The organism is Fibrobacter sp. UWB1, from assembly GCF_002210325.1.
Classification (GTDB): Bacteria; Fibrobacterota; Fibrobacteria; order Fibrobacterales; family Fibrobacteraceae; genus Fibrobacter.
In genome coordinates, this window is the sequence record NZ_MWQL01000007.1 from 139,328 (window position 1) to 160,317 (window position 20,990).

At 47.6% G+C, this 20,990-nt stretch carries 21 protein-coding genes and 1 pseudogene; 13 read left to right on the forward strand and 9 right to left on the reverse strand.

The genetic code is table 11. The features are described 5' to 3' along the window. Window positions 1-20 precede the first annotated feature (20 nt). Together B7988_RS07515 and B7988_RS07520 are read left to right on the forward strand one after the other, a co-directional pair. Window positions 21-389, forward strand: coding sequence for a type II secretion system protein (locus B7988_RS07515; protein ID WP_170930577.1), 369 nt, complete (start codon window positions 21-23; stop codon window positions 387-389). Continuing rightward, window positions 377-586 carry a prepilin-type N-terminal cleavage/methylation domain-containing protein gene (locus B7988_RS07520; protein ID WP_073055610.1) on the forward strand — a complete coding sequence of 70 codons (210 nt, stop codon included), beginning with the start codon at window positions 377-379 and terminating at the stop codon, window positions 584-586. The genes B7988_RS07515 and B7988_RS07520 overlap by 13 nt, the downstream gene beginning before the upstream one ends. Here B7988_RS07520 and B7988_RS07525 read toward each other — a convergent pair. After that, entirely contained in the window at window positions 576-2,141 is a 1,566-nt protein-coding gene (locus B7988_RS07525; protein ID WP_249268899.1) for a glycosyltransferase, read from the reverse strand. The genes B7988_RS07520 and B7988_RS07525 overlap by 11 nt on opposite strands. 131 nt (window positions 2,142-2,272) lie before the next feature. Between B7988_RS07525 and B7988_RS07530 the strand changes: the two genes are divergently transcribed. Genes B7988_RS07530 through B7988_RS07540 form a run of 3 tightly spaced genes read left to right on the forward strand, consistent with a single transcriptional unit; the run spans window position 2,273 to window position 3,748 of the window. Next, window positions 2,273-2,803, forward strand: a complete 531-nt coding sequence (locus B7988_RS07530) for a sulfurtransferase TusA family protein (RefSeq protein WP_088657453.1) — start codon at window positions 2,273-2,275, stop codon at window positions 2,801-2,803. Window positions 2,804-2,815: 12 nt separating this feature from the next. After that, complete coding sequence (locus B7988_RS07535) at window positions 2,816-3,400, forward strand: hypothetical protein (RefSeq protein ID WP_088657429.1); 585 nt, start codon at window positions 2,816-2,818, stop codon at window positions 3,398-3,400. Between the two features lie 12 nt (window positions 3,401-3,412). Continuing rightward, the gene (locus B7988_RS07540) at window positions 3,413-3,748 is read left to right on the forward strand and encodes a hypothetical protein (RefSeq protein ID WP_073055596.1); all 336 of its coding nucleotides are present in this window, start codon (window positions 3,413-3,415) and stop codon (window positions 3,746-3,748) included. A 153-nt stretch (window positions 3,749-3,901) separates the two neighbouring features. Here B7988_RS07540 and B7988_RS07545 read toward each other — a convergent pair whose 3' ends face one another. The 7 genes and pseudogenes from B7988_RS07545 to B7988_RS15300 form a co-directional block, all read right to left on the reverse strand. After that, window positions 3,902-5,173, reverse strand: coding sequence for an ammonium transporter (locus B7988_RS07545; protein WP_088657430.1), 1,272 nt, complete (start codon window positions 5,171-5,173; stop codon window positions 3,902-3,904). A gap of 131 nt (window positions 5,174-5,304) precedes the next feature. Continuing rightward, entirely contained in the window at window positions 5,305-5,646 is a 342-nt protein-coding gene (locus B7988_RS07550) for a P-II family nitrogen regulator (protein WP_088657431.1), read from the reverse strand. Window positions 5,647-5,835: 189 nt separating this feature from the next. After that, window positions 5,836-6,006, reverse strand: coding sequence for a diguanylate cyclase (locus B7988_RS15290; protein WP_249268900.1), 171 nt, complete (start codon window positions 6,004-6,006; stop codon window positions 5,836-5,838). Window positions 6,007-6,022: 16 nt separating this feature from the next. Beyond that, window positions 6,023-6,259, reverse strand: a complete 237-nt coding sequence (locus B7988_RS15295; protein WP_249268901.1) for a hypothetical protein — start codon at window positions 6,257-6,259, stop codon at window positions 6,023-6,025. Window positions 6,260-6,347: 88 nt separating this feature from the next. Then, window positions 6,348-6,836, reverse strand: coding sequence for a GNAT family N-acetyltransferase (locus B7988_RS07560; protein ID WP_088657432.1), 489 nt, complete (start codon window positions 6,834-6,836; stop codon window positions 6,348-6,350). A gap of 23 nt (window positions 6,837-6,859) precedes the next feature. Then, window positions 6,860-7,552, reverse strand: coding sequence for a LysR family transcriptional regulator substrate-binding protein (locus tag B7988_RS07565; protein WP_249268903.1), 693 nt, complete (start codon window positions 7,550-7,552; stop codon window positions 6,860-6,862). 15 nt (window positions 7,553-7,567) lie between these two features. Further along, a pseudogene (locus tag B7988_RS15300) lies at window positions 7,568-7,741 on the reverse strand (LysR family transcriptional regulator); the annotation flags it as partial. A gap of 664 nt (window positions 7,742-8,405) precedes the next feature. Between B7988_RS15300 and B7988_RS07570 the strand changes: the two are divergent. The 8 genes from B7988_RS07570 (at window position 8,406) to B7988_RS07605 (ending at window position 20,166) form a co-directional block, all read left to right on the forward strand. Next, window positions 8,406-11,696 (forward strand): helicase-related protein, encoded by a 3,291-nt coding sequence (locus B7988_RS07570; RefSeq protein ID WP_212668300.1) that lies wholly within the window; start codon window positions 8,406-8,408, stop codon window positions 11,694-11,696. A gap of 11 nt (window positions 11,697-11,707) precedes the next feature. Next, window positions 11,708-14,848, forward strand: a complete 3,141-nt coding sequence (locus tag B7988_RS07575) for a TaqI-like C-terminal specificity domain-containing protein (RefSeq protein ID WP_170930579.1) — start codon at window positions 11,708-11,710, stop codon at window positions 14,846-14,848. A 252-nt stretch (window positions 14,849-15,100) separates the two neighbouring features. Continuing rightward, the gene (locus tag B7988_RS07580; protein ID WP_088657435.1) at window positions 15,101-15,613 is read left to right on the forward strand and encodes a hypothetical protein; all 513 of its coding nucleotides are present in this window, start codon (window positions 15,101-15,103) and stop codon (window positions 15,611-15,613) included. An 11-nt stretch (window positions 15,614-15,624) separates the two neighbouring features. Then, window positions 15,625-16,059 carry a hypothetical protein gene (locus B7988_RS07585; RefSeq protein ID WP_088657436.1) on the forward strand — a complete coding sequence of 145 codons (435 nt, stop codon included), beginning with the start codon at window positions 15,625-15,627 and terminating at the stop codon, window positions 16,057-16,059. 180 nt (window positions 16,060-16,239) lie between these two features. Continuing rightward, window positions 16,240-16,512, forward strand: coding sequence for a hypothetical protein (locus B7988_RS07590; RefSeq protein WP_088657437.1), 273 nt, complete (start codon window positions 16,240-16,242; stop codon window positions 16,510-16,512). Between the two features lie 639 nt (window positions 16,513-17,151). After that, window positions 17,152-18,162, forward strand: a complete 1,011-nt coding sequence (locus B7988_RS07595) for a PDDEXK nuclease domain-containing protein (RefSeq protein ID WP_088657438.1) — start codon at window positions 17,152-17,154, stop codon at window positions 18,160-18,162. Window positions 18,163-18,301: 139 nt separating this feature from the next. Then, entirely contained in the window at window positions 18,302-18,841 is a 540-nt protein-coding gene (locus B7988_RS07600) for a flavodoxin family protein (protein WP_088657439.1), read from the forward strand. A 125-nt stretch (window positions 18,842-18,966) separates the two neighbouring features. Next, a complete protein-coding gene (locus tag B7988_RS07605) occupies window positions 18,967-20,166 on the forward strand; it encodes an alpha/beta hydrolase (RefSeq protein WP_088657440.1) in 1,200 nt (399 codons plus the stop codon). A 54-nt stretch (window positions 20,167-20,220) separates the two neighbouring features. On the opposite strand, the gene B7988_RS07610 is transcribed toward B7988_RS07605, so the two are convergent. Further along, on the reverse strand, window positions 20,221-20,990 hold a 770-nt coding region (locus tag B7988_RS07610; RefSeq protein ID WP_212668301.1), incomplete at its 5' end, for a hypothetical protein.

Here is a 20,990-nt window from a genome sequence, read left to right on the forward strand (position 1 = left end):
ACAAGGGAAAATGCATGTGTATGATGAAAAGAAAACCTGGATTCACCTTGATGGAGGTTTGCGTGGCGCTGGCGGTGCTTTCTGCGGGTGTTTTTGTGTTCGGGCGGTACTTGGACGGCTTTAACCGCATCCGGACTCTAGAACGCGCGCAGGCCCGCGCGGTGCTTGAAGCCGCCAATGCGGTAGAATATTTCGTTCAAAATCCGCCGGATTGTCGCGATACTTCGTTTGCGTTCAGCGAGGCGCTTGCCTTCACAATCCAGGTTTCCCTCGAAACAATCCCGGGCCTGAGACAAATCGTCTGGCTGAATGCATCCGTTGTCACGCCTCGTGTGCGGACCGACCCTAAAGCACCTGTTTTTCGGAGGCTTGTGCGATGCGTGCGGTGAGAGGCTTTACCCTGATAGAACTCCTGGTTGCAGTCGTGGCCGCTTCGACTTTGTCGCTTGTGGCACTCCAGGTCTACGGGGCCTACCACAATCTTTACTTGCACCTTTATGGCGACTATCAAAAAGAAACCGCCGCAATCCTTGAGGAACTGCGGCGGATAAATCCTTATTGCTTTGGCGCTAGAATTAAGCGGTAGCCTTTTCTGCCTTGGCTGCGGCCTTTTCAGCGGCGCGGGCCTTGTGCATTTCGATGAGGTTTCCGATGTAGTGCATGAAGGATAGCACGCTCACCGAGAGGAAACCGACGGAATAGAGGGCGAGGAACGGTCCGATAATGAACTTCTGCGCACCGATGTATTCCAAAAGACCGAAGATGCAGTAGATGCCGACGCCGAGTTCAACAACTGCCTGCCACGGGAACTTCTGGGCGTAGTGGCTCTTGGCTTTCTTCTTGGAGCCGCCGCTCTTCGGGGTGCGGACAAAGCTGCCCTTGGCACCGATTATGGCAGAGAACACGGCGCGGGAGTTGCTCACTGCAATGCCGACACCGAGAGCCATGAGGATCGGGAGGCTGAGCAGGCGGATCTTCCAACCGGTGTAGCCGGAGCAGCGCTGTGCCACAAAGTAAAGAACAGAAGGTGCGATTGCTGCGAGGAAGATAAAGCTGAAACCGACGGTGTAGGCCCAGGTCGGCAGGTGCGCGACCGGTTCAAAGAAGGCGAGCAACGGCCAAGCACAGAGGGCGGTAAACAACATGCAAGGGTGAATGGAGTAGTGCGTCGTGTGGAGGATAGCGCCAATCTTTACGCGGAGAGGAACCTTGGCTTTGAGCACGCGCGGCAAAATCTTGATAGCGGTCTGGATAGAACCCTTTGCCCAGCGGAACTGCTGTGCCTTGAAGGCGTTGATGTCGTTGGGGAGTTCGGCCGGAACGATCACGTCGAACACGAACTTCATCTTCCAACCAGCGAGCTGAGAACGGTAAGAAAGGTCCATGTCTTCGGTCAGGGTGTCGCCTTCCCAGCCGCCACCGCCGTAGATGGCCTGCTTGCGCCACACGCCGGCGGTACCGTTGAAGTTCATGAAGAGCTTGCCCCAGCTGCGTGCCGATTGTTCCACCACGAAGTGGCCGTCGATACCGATAGACTGAGCGAGCGTAAGACCGGATTCGGTGCGGTTCAAGTGGCCCCAGCGACCCTGGACCAGACCAATCTGATCGTCCATCACCAGGTAGGGGATCGTCTTGAGTAGGAAGTCCTTCTCGGGCACGAAGTCAGCGTCGAAAATGGCGAGGAATTCGCCCTTGGCCACTTCCATGGCTTCTTTAAGGGCGCCGGCCTTGAATTCGGAGCGGTTCGTGCGGTGAATCAGCTTGATGTCGTAACCCTTGGCGGCGAGTTCTGCAACTTTTTTCTTGGCAACTTCGTAGCATTCGTCGGTAGAGTCGTCGAGAACCTGAATTTCGTGCTTGTTCTTGGGGTAGTCGATAGCGCAGACGGCTTCGAGCAGACGTTCGACACAGTTAGCTTCGTTAAAGACAGGGAGCTGGGTGGTCACCTGCGGCAGTTCGTCCATAGAATGTTCGCGATAGAACTGCAGAATCTTTTTGCGGTCGGAAAGACGTGTGGTGCGGCTGTTCTTCAAGAACAGGTAGATGCTATAGTAACAGCTAAAACCGTAGATGACAAGCCCGATGCCCGCGATAACGTAGACAACGAACATGATGTCGAGTAGGATTGTACTGATTGCCATAAAACCGTATAACCTATATGTAAAACCTTTTGCTCCATTCGGAACTTGCGGCCAAATATAGAAACCTGCACGGAAGTTTGCTACATTGTGGCAGAGATTTTATTGAAAAATTTATCAAATATAAGTGCCAAATGTCTGTAAAAAACGAAAAACATGCACTTGAAAAATGGATGGATGCCCAAAAAGGGAATCCAGGCTTCGAAATTGCGCTCAGAAAGCTAATTTCGTTCGCCTGTTCGGAGTGGTACAGACGTGAAAATTTAGTTACGATAGCCCCCGAAGAAGCTCTTGCCCGGGTGCTAGCGGCGAATCTGTCCGACTACCCCCTGGGAATGTGGTTGGACTCGCCTGCGAGGTTTGCCCCCGAAATTGCCGATTTTTGTGAGAAGACCAAGGTGGAACCCCTGCCGGAAACCCTGAAAGGTGGGGTACCGACGCTGTTGGACCTGCGCGGGGTCGTTTGTCCGAACAATGCCATGCGTAGTCGTCTGGTGATGTCCGGGCTCCCTGATGGGGCGGAACTGGAAATCTACCTGGACGAAGGGGCGCCTATCGAGAATGTGCCTGGAGCCCTAGTTGCCGACGGTCATGTTGTCAAAAAAAGGCAAAAAAAAGAGGGCTTTTGGTCGATTTCTGTGGTCAAACGGCCTGGAAGAGTGTAGATTATATATATAATGGAAAACAGGATACTGATTATAGGCGATGAACTTTTGGGAGAACAAGGCGAGGCTGCCAACCGCTTTGCCGAAATACTTCTCTGTCGCGAAGCCAACAGACCTGTCCAGTTTTCTATAAACGCGCCTGCCCCCCAGACATTGCAACAACTTTATGACCGAGCCTCGGCCGACATTATCGGCAAAAAGGCGGGGCGGATTATAGTTGGCCTTGGACTCAAGGAGCTCAAGCGCGGTGGCAAGGACTACATGGGCGTCTTTACCGCCTACGAAACGCTTGCGAACGAAATCTTGAGCAAGACGCTTGTGCCCATTCATTTTTTGACCATTCCCGAAGACATGTTCCCGGCGGCGCCCTCCCAGCTGGCGGCGTTGAACGACTGCATTCGCGGACTGCAGCAGAAAGATGAAAAACGGGTGAAAATTTTGGATTTTGCCGCCTATGTGGCGGATTTCAAGGAAAAACAGCTGGAACGCGGCAAGTTCGGTCGTAGCCTTTATACCGAAGAAGGCAACCCGACTTCTATATGCAATACGTTTATGGCGTTGTTCCTGTACGACTTTATAAAAAGAGAATTAAAATAAAGGAAGGTAAACATGAGCTTGACAGACGATCATTTCGCACGCAAGATTGCAGCCCAGAGCAAGGCCTGGGAAGATACCAGTGACGCTCCCAAGAAGGAACGCAAGCGTGAACCCGCAGAACCCAAGATGGGTATTTGCGACAAGTGCAAGAAAGAAGCTTTGCTTCGCCCGTACCGCTTTAAGGAAACGAGCGTAAGTAACGGAGCGGCTAGCTTTGGTACCGTGACCAAGCACCTCTGCGAAGATTGCGCTCCCAAGTCCCGCGCCCAGAAGGATGCCGAAGTGCCGCAGCTCGACAAGAAGCAGCTGAAGAACCTGATGCGTTCTGCTCGCAAAGCTTTAAGATAACAAGACGACAAGGACCGCTCGCTCTCGCGAACACGCCCGGTTAATACCGGTCGTTTTTCGCTCACGGAGATCGCTCGACTCTGTTGTATATGAAAAACGGCCCTGGCAAACGCCAGGGTCGTTTGATGTATCCGTTTTGCTAGAGTGTATGGATTACATGTTGCTGAAGATTTGGAAGCCGCTGTAGGATTCTTGTCCGTGTTCGCTTTGGTCTAGGCCGCGGAGTTCTTGACGTTCGGTAACGCGCAGTCCCATGGTCTTCTTGATTGCGAAGAAGATGAGGCTAGCAGCACCGAAGCAGGGAACCGCGTAAGCGATCACGCCGATGGCCTGAGTGCCGAGGGTGTAGTCGCCAGTGATATCGAAGATGCCGACAGCGAGCGTACCCCACACACCGTTCACCAGGTGAACCGAGAGTGCGCCGACCGGGTCATCCAAGTGCAGGCGGTCGAACATGAAGACTGCGCCGACAACGAGCACACCAGCGATGGCACCGATAATCCAGGAAGAAAGCGGGGTAACCACGTCTGCACCGGCGGTGATGGCGACGAGGCCAGCAAGGCAGCCGTTGAGGGCCATGGTGGCGTCCGGCTTCTTCGATACAATCCAGCTCGTGAGCGTTGCGGTGATGATACCGGCAACGGCGGCAAGGTTCGTGGTCACCAAAATCCAGCTAGTAGCCTTTGCATCGCCGGAGAGAGCAGAACCGGCGTTGAATCCCCACCAACCGAACCACAGCATGAACACACCGATAGTTGCGAGCGGAATGTTGTGGGCCGGAATAGCGTGCACCTTGCCGCCGACATACTTACCGATACGCGGTCCAAGGATCATGACTCCGGCGAGAGCTGCCCAGCCGCCCACGGAGTGGACGAGCGTAGAGCCTGCGAGGTCATGGAAACCGGCCTTGCCGATGGTAGAAAGCCAGCCGCCGCCCCATGTCCAGCTACCCACGATGGGGTAGACGAGAGCCACGTAGATGATGGTGAATACGAGGAAGGAGTTCAGCTTCACACGTTCGGCGACGGCGCCAGAAACGATGGTGGCCGCGGTTGCTGCGAACATCGCCTGGAACAACCAGTCGGTAAAGAGGGTGAAGTGGCCGTTGTAGGCGGCGGTGAACTTGGAGGGGTCTGCCCAGTCACCGATACCGAATCCGGCAAATCCAAGTACACCGGAGATCGCGTTGAACGTTCCGGGGTACATGAGGGCAAAGCCGATGGCGGCATACATCGTAATTCCTATGGCGGGAACCGCGATGTTTTTGAAAGCGACGTTGGCCGCGCACTTCGCGCGAACAAGACCCGCTTCGACACAGGCAAAGCCCAGGCCCATGATAAACACCAACATGGCGCTAATCATGATCCAAATATTTTCTGTCATAAAGATGGCGTCGCTGACAGGTACGACAGTTGCTGCGTTCATTGGTTTAAATCCTTTTTTAGTTGATAGTTTGCTAACTAAACAAGTAGGCAGTAGGAAGTCGGAAGTTGGAAGTAGAAAATCAATTGTGTGATTCTACTGCCTACCGTCTACTGTCTACTTCCTACTAATACTTATCCAATCGCCTCCGGGCCAGTTTCGCCGGTGCGGATACGGATGCACTGCTCGAGTTCAGTGACGAAAATCTTGCCGTCGCCAATGGCTCCCGTGCGTGCGCCCTTGATGATAGCGTCGATACAGGGCTGCACGAATTCGTCATTTACCGCAATCTTCAAGCAGATCTTTTTGAGCAAATTAACCTCTGTCACCACGCCACGGAAACGTTGGTTGTAACCGCGCTGCTGACCACAGCCAAGGACATTAGTGACAGACATCTTGTAGATCTTGTTTTCGTAAAGTTCTTGCTTTACGATGTTTAATCGTTCGGGTTGGATATAAGCTGTAACTAGCTTCATGTTCCTATCCTTTGTTGAGGTTGTTTCTTGTTTTGCCCAACCCATTGCAAAAGGCGTGCCAAAATAATCAAAATCGCGAAAATGGCTTAAAAATGATGTTTTTAAACCAAAAAATGTTATAATAACGAAAAAATCGCAGCCTGCTAAGCTGCGATTACAAATTTTGATTTTACAAATTTGGAAAGGGTGTCAGAAAATGTAATCTTGCAGTTTGATTTTTTCTGCCTTGGCACGCATCTGTTCAAGTCTGGTTCTCAGCACTTCGTGGCTGATTCCCTTGAACGTGATCAAGAATTCGTCGCCACCGTAACGTACCACGCGGTCCAAGTTTCGAACAGATGTACTCAGTATCGATGCCACGGCGGCAAGGGCTGCATCACCGCACTGGTTCCAGCTTTGTCATTTGCGCGTTCACGTTTTCGACAAGGTACAGGACTCGACGTAGGGGCTTTTCGTTGCCAATGCGGACAAAAATCGCCTTGCTCCAACCGTGAATCTTTCCGTGGAAAATTTCTGAAATAACGTTTGTGTCTTTCAGGCGTTCCTGCAATGTGGAAAGAATCGTAAAATTCTTGATGGTTTCAACACTTTCCGGACATGCAAGATTTACCATGATATTGGTAAGACTTTCTTGTAGGGTATTGCCGCATTTCATGAACTTATCGATGAAATGTCCATAACGGTTCCCGAAAATAATCGTTTTAAAGTTCGATATAATGCGGAATGATGTCTTCGTAGTTTCCGTCCTTGAGCAGGAATCCCTTGGGGATTACGCCTAGCTGCGTAAATCCGAGCTTCTTGTAGAGCTTGAGTGCCGACGTATTTGTCGCGACGACCGCGTTGAACTGCAAAATCCTGAAACCGATTTCCTTGGCCTTCGCGAGGCAATCCTTCACGAGAAATTCGCCGATATGCTGACCGCGCTTGTTTTTCTTGACCGCATAGCTCGCATTCGAAATATGCCCGCAGCGCCCGACATTGTTCGGGTGGAGAATGTACAGCCCCACAACCTCGCCGGAGTCCGTATCAACAGCGATTCCCGTGAATGACTGAGACTTGAAAAATGCGTCGCCCGTCTGCGGGGTCAACAATTCCATTTGCGGAAACGCGACACCGTCTTCGACAATATCGTTCCAGATTTCAATCGCGTCGTTGATATACTTTGTACTGTATCCTTCAATTTTAATCATGAGAATAATCCTCTAATTTCTTTTTATTCCCCCAGCACGTGCCGGAGCGTGTCGAGGAAAAGTTCGCCCGCCCGCGTGAACTGCTGGCCCCGCCGCCAAATGATGTACATGTTGGTGGTGAGCTCGGGCATGAGCGGCCTGAAGCACAGGCGCGAAGTGCGGCTCGTATCCACCAGGCCGTCGAAAGTGAGCAGGTAGCCCGTGCCCTCTTTGGCAAGCACCGAACCGTTGTACGAAAGATCCAGCCCCACAATCACGTTCAGCCTCGAAATATCGTCGCCGAACCATTTAGGCAAATCCGCCACCATCGCCTGGCGCGACGCCAACAGCGGCTTGTCGAGCAAGTCCCTCGGCTCGATGAAATCCCGCTTGGCCAAAGGGTCGTCGCGACGCATCACCACGCCCCAGCGGTCCACCGAACGCACTGCAAGGCAGTTGTACTTTTCCAAATCAACGTTGTCTACAACCACCGCAAAATCGAAAATGCCCTTGTCCAGCTTTTCCAGGGCGCGCTCGCTGTCGCCCGAATATAAGTTGTACTTAATCTTCGGATAGTCGTCTCGGAGAATCCCGATGCACTTCGAAAGAAAGCTCACGTTCCGCGATTCCGCGCAGGCAATGGCGATTTCACCCACCACCTCGTCTTCCTTCAGCGACTTGAAATCCTGCACCGTCCTGTCCGCCATCGAAAGGATATCCTCCGCACGCTCCCGCAAGAGTTCCCCCGCAGGCGTCAGCCGAATCGCGTAATTCGTGCGCTCGAAAAGCTTTTCGCCCAGTTCCTCCTCCAACTCCTTGAGCTGGCGACTCACCGTCGGCTGCGTCACGCAAAGATTATCCGCCGCGCGCGAGACATTCCCCAACCGCGCCGCCTCCAGAAAATACCGCAAAACTCGAAGTTCCATACCCGAAAACTAATAAAATTCAAGCTCCGCAGGTATGAAATTGTAAAAATAATGCCCGAAAGGAATAACTGATTGATTTGATGGGGGAGGAGTCCCCCTGGTTCGCACTTCGTTGCTCTCCACCCCCTCGCCTAAGGGGCTCCGCCCCCTAAAACCCCTGGGCTTTTGTCATTCCCGCTCCATTTGTCACCCCGGCCACTGTGCCGGGGTCACCGTTTTTTTTTCGTCATTGCGCAAGCGCATGACCGCTTCGGCTCGGCAGTAGAACTCGCAAGCGGTTCTGCTGCTCTTGCCTCGCACGTCATTCCGGGCTTGATACACGTCATTGCGAGGGTTCGTAGAACCCGTGGCAATCCATCTCTCGCATATTTATATATATTTCCCACTGACATAGCCCTTTGCCGCATGGCATTGGGCGACCGGAAATTTTGAGATTCGTCTCTTATTCTTTGTCCTAAAACTACCACTTTTAAGTCACTAAAGGATAAGACGAACGCTCACGTCCCATCTGGGGCGTGGGTCGTTTTGTGCTTATTTAGTGACAGGATGTGGTAGTCCTTAGGACAGATAGGCACGCTAAGCGACTCCACGCCTTTTTTGTTTTCCCGACATCTTGGGCCAACGTCTCCGTGCGAATGAGAGCGAACATTCGCATGGAGTCTAAATGGCAAAAAGGTTCTTTACCAACCGCGACGGCAACACCCTGATGAAGGAATTCGAGGGCGTTCTCACAAACAATCCCGCTATCAAGAACCTAGACTCCGTTGTGGGTTTCTTGCGGGCAAGCGGCTACTTCTCTCTTCGCCCTTTTTTGGACTCCATCAACAAGGCTCGCATCCTTATCGGTATAGATGTTGACAAGTACATTGTTCAAGCGCACAATGCGGGGACACTTTTCTTTGGTGCCGAGAAAGAAGTCAGGGAAGATTATCTTGAACAACTCCGCAAGGATATTGAACACGCTCGATATACAAAGGAAGTCGAAGCGGGCATTCGCCAGATGGCAGAAGATATCGCAAGTGGAAAACTGGAACTCCGCGCACACCCGAGCAAGAAAATCCATGCGAAAATCTATTTGCTGTATCCAGAAAACTTTAATGAATACACGCTTGGAGCCGCCATTACCGGCTCCAGTAACCTGAGCGGGAATGGTCTCGGAATTTCTGATGAAAAACAATATGAATTCAATGTCAAGTTGACTGATTTTGAAGATGTTCAGGGGGCAAAGGACGAATTTGAAATCCTTTGGGCAGAAGCCGAGGGGTGTCCCATAGAATTTGATGATGTAGATGCGACCATCAAGAGCACCTACCTTAAAGGCGATGCTACTCCGTATGAAATCTACATAAAGATGCTTATGGAGTATTTCTCCGACCGCAAACTTGAAGTCAATCAGGAAGACGCGTTCGATGTTCCCGCTGGGTACATGAAACTTGAATATCAGACTGACGCTGTTGTAGAAGGGTATCAGAAACTCATCAAGTATGATGGATTCTTCTTGGCAGATGTTGTCGGTTTTGGAAAGACTGTCGTTGCGGCAATGATTGCAAAGCAGTTCTGTATTGACAATGGTTACGGAAATACGAAAATTCTTCTCGTTTTCCCTCCTGCAGTTGAAGAGAACTGGAAATCGACATTCAGGGATTTTGGGCTGTTTGAAAGGACCGAATTCGTCCATAACGGAAGCCTTGACCATATTCTTGATGAAGACAATGTGAACTATTCGAATGCGGGCGATTATGACTTGGTTATAGTTGATGAAGCGCATAAGTTCCGCTCTCACACAACTTCCCAGTTCAATTTCTTGCAAGAGATTTGCAAGATGCCCCGAATTAATCAAGGCGGCATTCCGGGCTACCGTAAAAAGGTGATGCTCATCTCGGCGACCCCGATGAACAACTCACCCTTGGATATTTACAACCAAATCCTTTTGTTCCAGGATCCCAGACGTTGTACCATCGATGGTGTCACCAACTTGACAAACTTTTTCTCTCCACTCATCGTACAGTTCAAAAAACTTAGAGCGCAAAAGGATTACGACCTGCCAGCATTCAAGAGGTTGGCGGAAAAAGTTCGTGACAGGGTTATCAAGCCCATTACGGTTCGCAGAACTCGTAGCGATATTGAAGCGATTCCTCGTTACAGCAAGGATGTCAATGGATTCCCGAAGGTGGCACCGCCTGTCAAGAATACATACGAACTGAATGACCGCGTGGCTGATTTGTTCGAAGAGACAATGGATATTCTGGTGGACAAGTTGACATACGCCCGCTATCAGGCAATTGCCTTCTTGAAGGAGGAAAAATCCAATGGTCTGTATGACAATGCGGAGGTAATTTCCCGCAGTTTGGCTGGCATCCGTAAAAACGGTCTCGTGAAACGCCTAGAAAGCAGCTTCCATGCTTTCAAGATTTCTGTTGCCAACTTTAGGCAGGCAAACCAGAACATGATAGACATGTTCAATAATGATCGTGTGTTTATCGCTCCCGATTTGGATATCAACAAGATGTATGATCAAGGGTTATGTAACGACGAAATCGAAGAAAAGATAAACCAAAAAGCAGAAAACAATCCGAAGAATGCGAAATTCTGCGTTGCTGATTTCAAGCCCGGTTTCAAGGAAATGCTTGAAGCCGACCAGATTGTCTTGGACGATCTCTGCAAAAAATGGGATAGCGTAACGGATGCCGATGATTCCAAGTTTGCCAAGTTCAAGGATTTGCTGGACCACGAACTCTTTAAGGCTTCTAAAAATCCGGAGCAGAAATTGGTGGTTTTCTCGGAATCCCTTGATACAGTGGAGTACTTGAAAAACCGTATTGGTCGTGATGATGTTCTAGTTATCTCCAGCGACAACAGAAAAAGGCTATTTACGACCATTCGTGATAACTTTGACGCGAACTATATCAAGGCGCAAAAGAACGACTTTAACATCATCATTACGACGGATGTGTTGGCCGAAGGTGTAAACCTGCACCGTTCAAACATCATTGTGAATTACGATACGCCATGGAATTCGACCAAGTTGATGCAACGAATAGGGCGTGTAAACCGTGTTGGCTCCAAGTCAAAGAATATCTACAACTACGTATTCTACCCGTCTAGGCAAGGCAATAAAGAAATCAATTTGAATAAGATTGCCCTTTCAAAGATACAGACCTTCCATACGACCTTTGGTGAAGACAATCAGATTTATTCTACCGAAGAAATCCTTGACCGTGATTTGGACAAACTGTTTGATGCAGCAATTAAGCCGAAGGAAGAAGTAAATCTTGAATTGCCGTTCTACGAGGAACTGCGCACGCTTTATCAAGAAAACCGAAAGGAATACAACCGTATCTCCAAGATGTCTATGCGTAGCCGTACAGGCAGAAATGTCTTGACCGTGCAGGGGGTGACGCTCAATAACGACACGCTCGTTTTCTTGAAGACGAACCATCGCAAAATTTTCTATAGGGTCAGCGATTCATCTTCAGAGCAGCTTTCTCCTATTGACGCAATGAACTATTTCAAGGCGGCAAAAGAGGAACCGTCGAAGGCTCGTATCGAAAACCACCATGAGCATGTGCAGAAGGCCATTGAAAAGTTTACGGCGGTAAAATGCGAAGAAGTTTCCACTGCCGTTTTGAACGCCCAGCAGATGAATGCCGGTGCGCAAGTCACGACAGCCGTGAATCTCCTGAAAACGTTCTTGCCCAAGGCGCGGGATGATGACGAAAAAGTTCGTATACATCATTTGATTGCGAATGTTGAAAACGGCGTAATCGCCTTTGTGGCGCGTAGGCTAGAACGCATGCATAAGGATCTTGGCCGGGGTAAGTTGTCACAGGAACAAGCGCAGAATGAAATTTTTGAAATGGCGAAAAAATATGACGCCTATTTCATCGCAAACGAAAGTCTTAAACGAGAAAGCGAATCAGACCCCGAAATCGTTCTTTCGGAATCGTTTAGTTAAGGGAGATGACCATGAATGCCCAAGAAATTCAGAACATAGTCGAAGCAAGATACAACAGGGCCAGTTGGCTGAAATTGCTCCATGGTGTTTTCGGTGCAAAGGTCAAGTTTTTTGCGGCACCTACGACATTGACTGTCGAAAAGGCAATCGCCAGCGAGGCGGTTTATTTGGGTGACGTCACGTTACAGGACGACCATAAGATTGCCGTGTATGAAGTTCATCTCTCGGAACATGTGAACATTGAACGGAATAGGGCCGGAATTAGGAACTTGCTCTGTTCTCAGTGGCGGGGTGCTGGCTTTGCCGGTGCATTTATGCTCTGTTACCGCAATTCTGAATCCGTGCTCCGTTTTTCGTATGTGAGCGAATCATGGGCGTTTAACGAAGAAGGTGCCTACAAGAAAGAATCGACAGATGCTCTCCGTTTTACTTATTTGCTAGGCGAAGGTCATCGTTCTAGAACTGCCGTGCGGCAGTTTATGGAACTGGCGAATAGTGGCTTGACTCTTAAAGATGTGACAAAAGCTTTCTCTGTAGAGGCTCTCAGTAAACGGTTCTTCAACGAGTATAAGGAAAAATATGAAGATATCGTTGAATACGTGACGGGAAAGCGTGTTGTTAAATCGGGTGGCAAATGGGAAACGAAAACAACCGGCGTCTCGAATAAAAAAATAATGACAGCGTTTTCTGTTTTTGCTGACCCCGAGAAGGCCGTTCGTGATTACGTGAAAAAATTGATGGGCCGCCTTGTGTTTATCCAGTTCTTGCAAAAGAAGGGCTGGATGGGCGTCCCGGCAAGCGATGCTGCGTGGAAAAATGGCGACAAGGATTTTGTGCAGAATCTGTTCAAGAATACAAAGAATAAGGATTCATTTATTGACGATGTTCTGGAACCGTTGTTTGATGACCTGAATACCAAACGTGAAAATGACCTTGTGTCCTCAGAAATGGTGGGTAAGGGAATTAAGGTTCCGTATTTGAATGGCGGACTTTTCGAGAAGGATGCTCAGGATAATACAGAATTCCCGCTCCCCAAAAAATACATGGAAGAACTGCTAGAATTCTTTACGCAGTATAACTTCACCATAGACGAGAATGACCCGGACGACGCTGAAGTGGGTGTTGACCCGGAAATGCTGAGCTGCATCTTTGAAAACCTGCTTGAAGACAACAAGGAAAAGGGAGCGTTCTACACGCCGAAAGAAATTGTGCAATACATGTGTCGCGAAAGCCTGATTGCGCACTTGTGTAACGGCGTGAAGAAAAACGAAACGAAGGAACGGATTCGTGATTTCGTACTGACACATAAAGTAGATGTATTGAATGGTGATGAAAATATTTCAGAACAAGTTGACGAAAAACTGAAAAATGTCAAGATTTGCGACCCTGCCATTGGTTCTGGCGCTTTTCCCATGGGCTTGATGCGTGAACTCTATTTCTGCCGTTCTGCGATTGAGGGCTTTGATCATGCGAAGGCTGCTGAAATCAAGAAGCACATTATCCAACAAAATATTTATGGTGTCGATATTGAAAAGGGTGCCGTAGATATTGCAAGACTGCGTTTTTGGCTTAGTTTGATCGTTGATGAAGAAACTCCGCATGCATTGCCGAACCTGGATTTCAAGATTATGCAAGGGAATAGCCTTCTGGAGCAATACGAAGGCGTAGATTTAAGCGATATCACCTACAATGCAACGAAGAAAGAAAAGGTTACTGGGAAAATTTTAGACTTGTTTGATACAGGAGAAGTCGCCAATAAAAAAGTCATTTCTCTTTTGAAAGATGAATTCTTTAATTGCGAAGACCATGAAATGAAACGTCAAATTCGCGAAGCCCTTAAGTCAAGAATACAAGATTTGCTTCGCGAAAAAGGTTTTGGAGTAAAACTGGATGCTATCAAGGATGTAACCGCAACGGATCGATTTTTTCTATGGCATACATGGTTCAGCGAAGTCTTCGAACAAGGTGGCTTTGATATCGTGATAGGAAATCCGCCGTATGTCTTTGCCCGTGATAGTAGCGAAAAGGGTATTACACCCGAAATGAAAAAAATATTCTATAACTCCTTTAATTTGGCGAAATACCAAGTCAACTTGTATCATTTATTCGTTGAACAGGGCGTAAATTTACTTGCTTCCAAAGGAATCTTTTCGTATATCATTCCCAACAATTGGCTTACTATTAACACAAATAAAGAATTACGCAAATTTGTGCTTGAAAAATCATACGTTCAAATTGTCAATTTTTATAAAAAAGTTTTTGATAATGCGGATGTTGATTCAAGTATACTCTTGTTGAGAAACGAAAACAATAAAAATGGAAAGATTAAACTTTTTGAGGCAATTGAAAAAGACAAAATTGAATTGATAAAAGAAACGGATTGTCTATATTTCTTAAAGCAAAAAGATTTTATCATAAATATGGAATTGTTCAAGAATAATTCTTTTGCATTGATTTTGAATAAGATTGAAAATAATTCAAGAGAACTAAGAGATGTTGCGGATGTAAAAGCTGGTTTGTGTGCGTATGAAGTTGGAGCGGGAATTCCTGCGCAAACAAAAGAAATGAAGGATAATCGTATCTATCATTCTAATAAAAAGGAATCACGAGATTATTATAAGTATTTAGATGGAAATGATGTAAAAAGGTATTTGATAACCTGGGAACGCAAAGAATATTTGAAATATGGAAAGAATCTTGCTGCTCCAAGGAATAATTTTGATTTATATTCTACACCACGAATTTTGGTTCGTCAAATTCCATCGAAGCCTCCGTATTGTATAAATGCATGTTATACTGAAGAGACTATTCTGAATGACAGAAATTCAATGAATGTCATTTATATAAAAGAGAATCCCAAATATATTCTGGGTGTTCTAAATTCAAAAGTGGAATCCTTTTGGTTTGCTCATAAGTTTGGTAAATTGCAACGCGGGTTGTTTCCTCAATTTAAAATCAATGAATTGGCAATTTTCCCGATTCCATCTACAAATCAGCAGCAACCCATCATTGACATTGTTGATAAAATCCTTGCCGCAAAGAAGGCGAACCCGCAAGCCGACACCACCGACCTGGAAAAGCAAATCGACCAACTCGTCTACAAACTCTACAACCTAACCCCCGCCGAAATCGAAACCATCGAAAAGAACTAACCCTTTTGCCTCAATACCGCGAAAAACGTCAAGAACCTGCCGAAAGTGAAGTTTTAGGAATTATCCCTGTTCATCGTCAACCCATTTGACTTCGCACTCTATCTCGGGGAGTTTTTTCCATCAAAGATAGGCTGTTCGAGAAATTCGACGTAATTACCATTGGTCATACGTGGGTACTCCTAAAAAAAATATGCAATTGTCATCTTATGACAGTTGTTTAAATATATATTTATGCGTGAAAGGATGTCTTGTATGGATAGGCTTTACTGCGAAAGATATTACGAGGATGAGGAACTTGCTTTTGTGCAGGATACCTATGGTATCGTTTTGGAAAAGAAAGTTATCGATGCCGCAAATAAATTCTTTAGCGTCTTTTATATGATCGAGACAACTTATTGCAAAATTCATCGCTACGATGGCTATGCCCTGGATGTTTTTCCTACAGACAATAGCATGCCGATGGAAGAACTGGCTAAATTCTATACCGGAACAGATTTGCCGAAGGACTGCGTTGTCCATCCAGGAATGTCTTTTGATGAAGTTCTTGCACATATAGAACCGAAATTTTGGTCCGATGAACGTGCGACCCTAATCTCGAACTTTAAGAAAATTTTTGATATAGCGGCAGATGAAGAGCCTATTTCTGTACTAGAAACGGGGTGCTTTGACAGTGTGCATTCCTATCAGTTTTATATCCTTTGTGGGCTTTGGATTGTTAGGTTCAAAAATGTAACTCTATTTGTGACGCTTGGTTCAGATGAGTAAGAGGCTGTGAAATGAGCGAATACATAGAACGTGAAGAATTGCGTATTGATGATCCGGAGTACAACATCCTTGTAGAAAATGATGATTACCTAGTGTATAAGAAGTATGAAACGGTTCGTCTTTACATGAAAAAGCAAAAGCAGCTTGTTTGGTGTATTGGGGACTTTTATGGCGATGCCGAAGGCGCTATTATAACGGAAGACAATCAATGGTGCATAATGTATGGTTGCGGAATTATTGCATATCGCTTAAAAGAGCCGTTTGATGACTATAGCTATGACACTGTATGCGAACAATGGTCTGAATTCCGCCGTGGACCAAAAGACATCTTGTGGGTGGAAAAGGTTGTGCAAACGTCGCCTACATCGATGCTTGTGATTTCAGAAGACGAATCAAAATATACATTGGATATTTTAGATAACCATTTGAAATTGGAGCGGATTTAAAAAAACTCTTGACAATCGCCATCTAGTAATTTATATTTAGTGCACAAGTGTGTAGAAAACTATTTTTCGCGCACGGTGTAAAACAAGCAAAGCCCCGCCTTTTTATGCATGTAGGCGGAGGGAGGAAAGATGAATACTAGCCAAACAAGGCCTGAAAATGTTATATTGCCATTAAGCAATATGATGTACCCCTTCATGACACTTGACGACAACGCGGAAATTGTCCATTCCGAAATGGGCAAGGATGGCCGCGTTAAGGTGTACATCGAAAAGCCCGACGCAAAAGACGGCTTCCATCGGGCGACATGCTATTTACCCTCCTATACATGGGAAGATATATTCGGTTTTTCAGATGAGGAAATCAATCGCTATAAGAAGGTGATTGAATCTACGGCTCATTTGATAATGGAATTTTCTCAGAAAGGTGGGTTCAACAATGCCGCAAATCTTTAAAATAGGGTCTTTCTGGGTTTATTTCTGGTCCAACGAAGGTGTTCCTCTGGAACCGGTACATGTCTTGCAAAATATTCTTCGGATTATTGAAGCTCGTCATGAGGATGTTGTTGCGAAATGGATTGCTCATTTCAACGAAATATCGTATTTCTGCTAGAAAGAACTAAAAGGATATGATTCGGAAGTAATCTCAGGATGTAAGGATTCCTTACTAGCAAAAAAATGTAAACTTGAATTGCCCCGCCTTTTTTATGCATGTAGGCGGAAAAGCATGCAAGGCGAACGAAGCAAAATCAAACTTGTTTGATTTTATTTCTCTTCAGTATACTATTTTGCATTTTTTGCAAATTACAAATTCGGGCAAACCTGTCGGAAATTCCGACAGGTTCAAATCAAGAGCTTCCACAAGGTCTTTGTTGTTCATGGTATTGAAATACGAATAACCCCAGTGGTTATGTAAAATTTTCTTACTCCCCTTGCCAGTTTTGGCAATATTAGGTACATTAATGCGCGACGTGTTTTTCCGTCTAATGGAAAAATGCGTCTTTTTTTATTCTGGATTTTCGGAATACAAGAGACGCCTCTAACACTAACCAGCCGCGAAAGCGGCGTCGCAAATTGCAACCAAACGGAGGCTATATGGCTAAAAAAGTGGCTAATCATAGGGAAGACGCTCTTTATTCTCAAATTGCGTCGATTCTCGAACAGAACCGTAAGTCTGTTGCTGTTGCCGTTAATACGGCGATGGTTCGCACGTATTACGAAATTGGCCGTTCGATTGTCGAAAATGAGCAAAAGGGTAACATCCGCGCAGAATATGGAAAGGAAGTCCTCAAAAATCTTTCTGCCAGGCTTACTGCAAATTATGGCAAGGGATTTTCGCAGAGAAACCTGGAGCAAATGCGTCAGTTTTTCTTGATTTACTCCAAGGAGATTTCGCAGACAGTGTCTGCGGAATTCACCCTCAGCTACTCCCATTACTTGTTCCTGATGCGTATTGATAATCCCGACGAACGGAAATTCTATGAAATTGAGGCGAAAAACTCGAATTGGAGCCTGCGGGAACTCAAAAGGCAGTTCGATTCCGCGCTTTATGAACGGCTCGCTGTAAGCAAGGATAAGGAGTCGGTGAGGGAACTGTCTAAAAAAGGGTGTATCGTGGAGTCCCCGGCGGACATTGTCAAGGATCCCTACATTTTGGAATTCTTGGGACTGCCGGAACAGTCCGAATATTCGGAAACCGAACTGGAAAGCAAGCTCATCGACAAGTTGGAGTCTTTTTTGCTTGAACTGGGTAAGGGATATACTTTCGTGGGACGGCAGTCGCGGATTACGCTGGACGAAAAGCATTTCTTTATGGACCTGGTTCTTTATAACAGGTTGCTGCAGTGCTTTGTGTTGGTGGATCTGAAGATTGGCGAACTCACGCATCAGGATTTGGGTCAAATGCAGATGTATGTGCACTACTATGACCGCTTTGTAAAGCTTCCGCACGAAAATAACACTATCGGCATCGTTCTTTGCAAGAAAAAGTCGGACTCCCTTGTAGAAATCACTTTGCCCGAAGGCAATTCGCAGATTTTTGCCAGCAAGTATCAAACAGTGTTACCCAACAAGGAGCAGCTGATAGAGTTGATCGAAGAGAAGTAGATGCTGAAAAATGCTCCGCCTTTTTATGCTGCTTAAATCTATGCCTTATAGGCATGTCTAGTTATGAAAACAAAGTATTTGCAATATCTGAAAAAAGAGGTATATTTGAACATGTAAAGACTTCAACCGAGAGGAACCTATGAAAAAAGTATTGGTCTTGTCCAGCAGCTTGCGCAAGGGAAGCAACTCCGAAACCCTGGCGCAGGAGTTCGCGAAGGGTGCCGCCGAGGCGGGCAACAAGGTGGAATTCGAGTCGCTGCGCGGCAAGAAGATCGGTTTTTGCATGGGCTGCCTCGCTTGCCAGAAGAAGGGCAAGTGCGTCATCAAGGACGACGCTCCCGCCATCACCAAGAAGATGGAATCGGCCGATGTCATCGTGTTTGCCACGCCCATTTACTATTACGAGATGAGCGGCCAGCTCAAGACCATGCTCGACCGCGCAAATTCCCTCTATTCTAGCGATTACAAGTTCCGCGAGATTTACCTGCTCACGTCTGCTGCCGATACCGACGCGAAGGCCATGAACATCGCAAAGCGCGGCATTGGTGGGTGGATTGCCTGCTTTGACGACGTGAAGCTCAAGGGCTCCCTCTGCGCCACGGGTGCCGAAAGCGCCGGCGACGTCAAGAAGAATTCCTCGCTCCTGAAAAAGGCGTTCGCCATGGGAAAGAAAGTGTAATACAATAAAGTCATTCTCACGAAGGCTGGATTGCTTTTTGTCATTCTCGCGAAGGCGAGAATCTTAAGATGTCCGCCTGCGCGGGCATGACAAGAAGAGTTGAATTTTTAAATAGGAGATAAATCATGAAATCCAAATTCTTAAAAGTGGCGCTTGCCGTGGCTTCCGCATGCACCCTGATGGCGTGCTGCCCCGAAAAAGAAAATAATGCTGCCGCGCAAGGTGCCGCCACGCCGGCCGCGCAGTCCGCAACAGAAACAGCACAACAGACAAAGGAAGAAAATATGAACAAGCTCACGCTCACCGCCGAATGGGACAAGGTATTCCCCAAGAGCGACAAGGTCGAACATTCCAAGGTCACTTTCAAGAACCACTTTGGCATTGAACTCGCCGCCGACATGTTCGTGCCCAAGGACACGAGCCTCAAGGTGAACGGCAAGTTCCCGGCGATCGCAGTCTCGGGCCCGTTCGGTGCCGTCAAGGAACAGTCCAGCGGTCTTTACGCCCAGCAGATGGCGGAACGCGGATTCCTGACCATCGCATTCGACCCGAGCTTCACTGGCGAATCGGGCGGTGAGCCGCGCTACATGAACAGCCCGGACATCAACACCGAAGACTTCATGGCGTCCGTGGACTTTCTCTCGACCCGCGACAACGTTGACCCGGAACGCATCGGCATCATCGGCATTTGCGGCTGGGGCGGCATGGCGATTAACGCCGCCGGCATCGACACCCGCGTAAAGGCGACGGTAGCCTCGACCATGTACGACATGAGCCGCGTATCCGCAAACGGCTACTTCGATTCCGCAAACAACGCCGACGCCCGCAACGAGGCCCGCAAGGCTTTGATGGCCCAGCGCACCAAGGACTTCAAGAATGGCACCTACGACCTGGCCGGCGGCGTGGTGGACCCGCTTCCGGACGACGCACCTTACTTTGTCAAGGATTACTACGCCTACTACAAGACCCCGCGCGGCTACCACAAGCGCTCCCTCAACAGCAACAAGGGCTGGGCCGCCTCCGCAGGCACCTCGCTCATGAACACGAAGCTCCTCGCATACGCCGACGAAATCCGTAACCCCGTGCTCATCATCCACGGCGAAAAGGCCCACAGCCGCTACTTCGGCGAAGGCGCATTCGAAAAGATGACCGGCAAGAAGGCGAACGTCCCCGCAAAACTCGACGCCACCAAGAACTGGAGCAAGACCGTCGGCAACAAGGAACTCCTCGTTATCCCCGGAGCCTCCCACGTGGACCTCTACGACAACCTGGAAAAAATCCCCTTCGAAAAGCTGAACGAATTCTTCAAGACGAACTTGAAGTAAGATCGAATTCAACAACATTAAGCGAAAAGCGGCCTGCAAATTGCGGGCCGCCTTTTATAATGCGGCCAGAATCGCCGGGATTAATGTCTTTGCATCCTCCATTTTTTCAAACGCAAAACACGCCTTGCCTAAATCCTTAAGCGACGCACCAATATGATACAGTTCCTTATTGTCGATAATCAAGAATCGGTCGTGCATCTTTTTGGTGAAGTCCATAACTGCGGTTGGGTATTGCGTGTTGAACTGGTCGACATCAATTTTTTGCAATTCTGCTTTCGGGTTCGTGAAAATTTTTACAGCAACATTCTTCTTTTTTACTGCAAGCCTTTCCAAAACAGACAAGTCAACATAACCATCAATAATGACAATTTCTTTTGTTGCAGTCTTTATGATGTCTTGGAAAAAGGCGTAAGCATCAAAGATTTGCCCCTTGAAGAATACTCCCTCCTTCGCCCTTTGGGGCGAAGCATCCAACTGATTGAAGATTTTCGAGAAATTTTCGTCAATCTTTTCAAATTTGATGTCGTGTTCAACAAATCTTGCGTTAAACCTGTTTTCTACGGCGTCAAGGCGGTTTGCGATGGCGATGTTGCCGCGCAGGTAATGTCGCATCTGCACGAAAGCGTTCATGATTTCAATGCTGACCTTGATCGCCCTTTCGCTGCGAAGCACAGCCGAAAGCATGGCGACACCTTGTTCTGTAAAAGCGAAGGGATGGTATTTTATATTTGAACCACGGCGGTCGCCCTTGCTGTTCAAGGTCACAATTGGGGATGCGGACAATAATTTAGACAGATTGTTTGTCCAAATATAGTTTCCGGTAA